Source organism: Streptomyces sp. 13-12-16, from assembly GCF_002114215.1.
Taxonomy (GTDB): Bacteria; Actinomycetota; Actinomycetes; order Streptomycetales; family Streptomycetaceae; genus Streptomyces.
This window is the reverse complement of sequence record NZ_NCTE01001470.1, coordinates 1-441: the sequence shown is the minus strand read 5'-3', so window position 1 is coordinate 441 and position 441 is coordinate 1. Positions and strand designations below refer to the sequence as shown.

Annotated in this window: 1 protein-coding gene; it reads right to left on the bottom strand. The window is 76.2% G+C overall.

All coding sequences use genetic code 11. The features are described from left to right. A partial coding sequence (locus B7767_RS42945) for a glycoside hydrolase family 75 protein (RefSeq protein WP_256923789.1) occupies nt 1-441 on the bottom strand: 441 nt, incomplete at both ends.

Here is a 441-nt window from a genome sequence, read left to right as displayed (position 1 = left end):
GGGGTCCCCCACCGCCACGACCGATCCGCCGCGCACGCCGTGGGACCGGTGGTTCCACACGGCGCTGGGTGCGGGCACCACCACGTAGGGGGTCTCCTCGGAGCTCAGCGGACGGCCGTCGGACTGGGTGAAGGCCGTGGAGGAGGAGAAGTACGGGTCGGTGCGGGCGTTGCAGCGGAGACCGGGACGGCCGTCGCAGTCGATGTCCATGTCGGCCTTCCAGAACACGGCGTCGCGGGTGCCGCACACCGGGACGGTGGCCTTTGCGCCGTGGTCCTCGCGGTAGCGGCCGCGGGAGACGGGTACGCAGGTGCGCACCTTGGCCAGCAGGTCGGCGGCGGAGACGGGCGCCGTGCGCCGTGCGGGCGGCTCGTCGGCGGGCGCCTCGGCCGGCGCGGTGGCGGCGGGGGCCGGATCCGTGCGCCGTGCGGCCGGCTCGGT